The organism is Rhodopirellula sp. JB055 (genome assembly GCF_043100905.1).
GTDB lineage: Bacteria > Planctomycetota > Planctomycetia > Pirellulales > Pirellulaceae > Rhodopirellula.
Genome location: NZ_JBICHO010000295.1, coordinates 1 through 4,292, shown reverse-complemented (window position 1 = coordinate 4,292; position 4,292 = coordinate 1). Strand labels below are relative to the sequence as shown.

Below are 4,292 nucleotides of genomic sequence, written 5' to 3'. Positions count from 1 at the left end.
TCGCCCCGGATGGGGCCGTCGTGGGGGATGCTGGTGCGGTCCCTCGCTCACGCGTCGGGTTGCGATGTGGTTGGTAGCCGGATTCGCCAAGAATTCGGACGTTCGAGTTGATGTGCGTCCGAGTTCTGGCGAACCCGGCTACGTGCTCCCGTAAGGTGCCACCCACCGTTCACAGCCCGAAGCGTCAGCGAGGGAAAAACGATGTTGACTTCGCCTCGCTGACGCGTCGGGTTATGAAAAACCCAATGCCTCACGCAAAAGCGCAACTTCAAAACTCACGCGTCGGGTTGCGATGTGGTTGCCAGCATAGAGTTCCCCCGCGCGGGCCCCGCGTCAGGCGGGACCAGGCCTACCAATCCAGTCCCTGTGGTCCTGAGCTCCTGGGGCCCTTTCCCACTTCACCATCACAATCCTCCCCGATTCGCTGTTCCGTCTGTCGAGTTGGCCCATCCAAACTGCCCGATTTCGGTCGATCACGGTATGCTCTCGCCAGCCACAGCCCAACGCCACCTTCTCGACGCCTCGCCACCTTTGCACGGTTCTCATGGCCAAATCTCGACCTCGCCCCAAACAGAACGACGATGACCAAATGCTGTTCAGTGGGTTCGACGAGTCTCCCACCCCAGCGGGCGCCGAACAAGTCGCAGAATCCGCGTCCAACAAATCCCCTTCCCCCAATCCCCCGACCGGCAAGCCAGTCGCGGAACGTGACCCGAACCAATTGTCCGCCACCCGCGGGTTCACCCCCAACCCCAACGCCGCGACGCTTTCATCCGTGGCCGGCACAGGCGAGACGCCGCTGCCAACCACCGCGGCCCAGCGAACTCATGTAAGCTCATCCAGCGAAGCGGCCCCCGAAGACGCCTCCCACAGCGGCCCGCGAGCCGATCGCGAAACACAGGAAGAGCGCAAGCAACGTCACGACGCCGTCCGAATCGCCGACGATGCCTTGCCCGCCGTGCTCCAGAGGCCCATCCCGGAAACCACTGACGATCCGATTCCCGACCTGACCGATCAATTGGTCGTTGTCGTCGACGCTCACTCGTTGATCTACCAGGTCTTCCACGCCTTGCCGCCCATGACCAGCACCGGTGGACTGCCGGTTTCCGCCGTCTATGGCTTCGTCGGTGACATGCTGGAATTGATCTCTCGCAAGAACCCGGACTACTTGATCGCTGCGTTTGATAAGAGCGAAGTCACGTTTCGGAACGAGCTGTACCCCGACTACAAGGCCAACCGGGACTCGATGCCCGACGAACTCCGCCAACAAATCCCGCTGATCCGGCAAGCCATCGATGCGATGGGCATCGGCATCATCGAGCAAGGCGGTTTCGAAGCCGACGACCTGCTGGCCACCGTCGCAGCCAAAGTCGAAAACGCCGGCGGCCGCTGCCTGGTCGTCACCAGCGACAAAGATTGCCGGCAACTGATCAGCGAACAAACCAAGATCTACAACATCCGCAAAGACCAAGAGATCGACGCCGCCGAACTGAAAGAACTCTGGGGCATCCGGCCCGATCAAGTCGTCGACTACCAAGCCCTGGTCGGTGACCCTGTCGACAACGTGCCCGGCATCTCCCTGATCGGGCCCAAGATCGCCCAGCAATTGCTCGAACAGCACGACACGCTGGAAGAGATCCTCAACAACGCCGCCTCGATCTCGGGAAAGAAGCGCAAAGAGAACCTGATGAACGGCCGCGACGCCGCAATGATGTCGCGTGAGCTGGTCGAACTCAAACGCGACGTTGAATCACCGATCCCCTGGAACCGCTGCGTCCGCTCCGCCGCCGACCTCGATCGAGTCGACGCGTTGCTGCAAGAGTTCGGCTTTCGTCGCCTCCGCGGCCGCGCCGCAGAACTGCTCGGTGGAGAAGCCCCGGTGGAAGAACCGCCACCGGCTTGGGAAACCCGCTACCAAACGATCACCAACGAAAGCGAACTGAAAGCACTCGCCGAGGAACTCGCTCAACAAACCGTGCTCGCGATCGACACGGAAACGACCAGCACCCAAGCCCGTGGGTGCGATCTCGTCGGCATCTCCATCGCATGGGCTCCCGGAGAAGCCGCCTACATCCCGGTCCGCGCCCCCACCGGTGATCCAACGATCGAGCAATCTGTGGTGATCGAAACCCTCCGCGAGGTCCTCGAATCGTCCACGATTGAAAAGGTCGGCCACAACCTGAAGTTCGACATGATCGTGCTGCGTTCCGCCGGCGTGCAACTCGGCGGCATCACGCTCGACACCATGGTCGCTGACTACCTGCTCCATTCCGGAGGCCGCAACCACGGACTGGACGACCTCGCCAAACGCCGGCTCGACCACACCAACCTTTCCATCAAAGAACTGATCGGGACCGGCAAGAAACAAATCACGATGGACCAAGTCCCCGTGGACGACGTTTCGCCTTATGCCTGTGAAGACGTCGACGTGCCCATCCGAGTCGCCCCCGCGCTCCGCGACGAACTCAATGCATCTGGGTTGGATGGATTGTTCGATGAACTCGAAATGCCGCTGATCGATGTGCTGGCCGAAATGGAATTCAACGGCATCCATGTAGATGCAGACACGCTGGCCAAAATGAGCGAGCGGTTCGAAAAAGAAATCGCGGACCTCCGAGCGTTGGTGTTTTCCGCCGCCGGACACGAATTCAATCTCGACAGCCCCAAGCAACTCGGCGTGGTCCTGTTCGAAGAACTCGGCCTGCCCGTGATCAAGAAAACCAAGACCGGGGTCAGCACCGATGCCGACGTGCTCGGCCAACTCGCGGTCAACCACGAGATCGCTCAGCACATCCTGCAGTACCGCCAAGCGACCAAACTCAAGAACACTTACATCGATGCCCTGCCGCAATTGATCTGCCAAAAAACCGGACGAGTCCACACGTCGTTCCGGCAAGACGTCGCGGCCACGGGGCGGCTCAGCAGCAGCGAACCCAACCTGCAAAACATCCCGATTCGAACCGAGCAAGGCAAGGCAATCCGGGCCGCGTTCACCGCCGGTCAAGAAGGATGGTCGTTGCTCGGCGCCGACTATTCGCAAATCGAACTGCGAGTGCTGGCGCACTACAGCGGTGACGAAGCCTTGATCAGCGCCTACCAGGACGACGCCGACATCCACACGCGAGTCGCCGCGGAAGTCAACGGCATCGACGAATCCGAAGTGACCAGCGACCTGCGGCGGATCGCCAAGACGATTAACTTCGGGATCGTGTACGGGCAAAGTCCGTTTGGGTTGGCCAAGACCCTGGGCATCAGCAACGACGAAGCACGCGATTACATCGAGTTGTATTTCAAACGCTACGCGGGCGTCGAAGCGTTCATGATGGAAACGTTGTCTCGTTGCCGCAACGAAGGCTACGTGACAACCATGTTAGGACGTCGGCGAGAAATCAAAGGCGTTCGGGACCTCGCCAAACTGCCCGAATCAAAACGCCGCAGTCTCACCGAACCGGAACGCATTGCGATCAACATGCCCATCCAAGGCACCGCGGCCGACCTGATCAAATTGGCCATGTTGCGAGTCCACAAGCAACTCCAACAGAGCGACCTGCAAGCGCGTCTGCTGCTGCAAATCCACGACGAACTGTTGCTCGAATCCCCCGACGAAGAGCTCGAGGCCCTGTCCGATCTGATTCGCGAATCCATGACCAGCGTGATGCAACTCGACGTGCCACTGAAAGTCGACGTCGCCCACGGCCGAACCTGGGCGGATTGTTAGGCCGGCCGGGGCGGCCGGCCAGTGGGAAAGGGGCTCAGGGCCACAGGGGCACAGTGAGCTTCTAGCTTCTAGCTTCTAGCTTCTAGCTTCTAGCTTCTAGCTTCTAGCTCTCGTGCTCGTGCTCGTGCTCGTGCTCGTGCTCGTGCTCGTGCTCGTGCTCGTGCTCGTGCTCGTGCTCGTGCTCGTGCTCGTAGCCGGATTCGCCAAGAATTCGGACGTGCACCTGGCTCCTCGTACGATGGGGCTCCCCGTACGTTGGGCTTCCCAGCCCGTCGAAATGGAAACCCGACGCGTCAGTTTTGAAGTTGCGCTTTTGCGTGAGGCATTGTTTTCTTCATAACCCGACGCGTCAGCGAGGGACCCTACAGAACCTCGTTCATCCAGTGACCAACGACGCAAGCCCAGAGTTCTGCCGAATGGAACCATCGCCAGATCGGACCTGGCCTACCTACCGACCGACCGAGTCCCGAGTCCCGAGTCCCGAGTCCCGAGTCCCGAGTCCCGAGTCCCGAGTCCCGAGTCCCGAGTCCCGAAGCCCGAAGCCCGAAGCCCGAAGCCCGAAGCCCGAAGCCCT

General features: G+C 60.7%; 1 protein-coding gene. It reads left to right on the top strand.

Features of this window, described 5'->3' with window-relative positions; translation table 11 throughout:
- Positions 1–544 precede the first annotated feature (544 nt).
- Entirely contained in the window at positions 545–3,718 is a 3,174-nt protein-coding gene (gene polA / locus ACF8AM_RS11755; protein ID WP_392555816.1) for a DNA polymerase I, read from the top strand.
- The last annotated feature ends 574 nt before the right edge of the window (positions 3,719–4,292 follow it).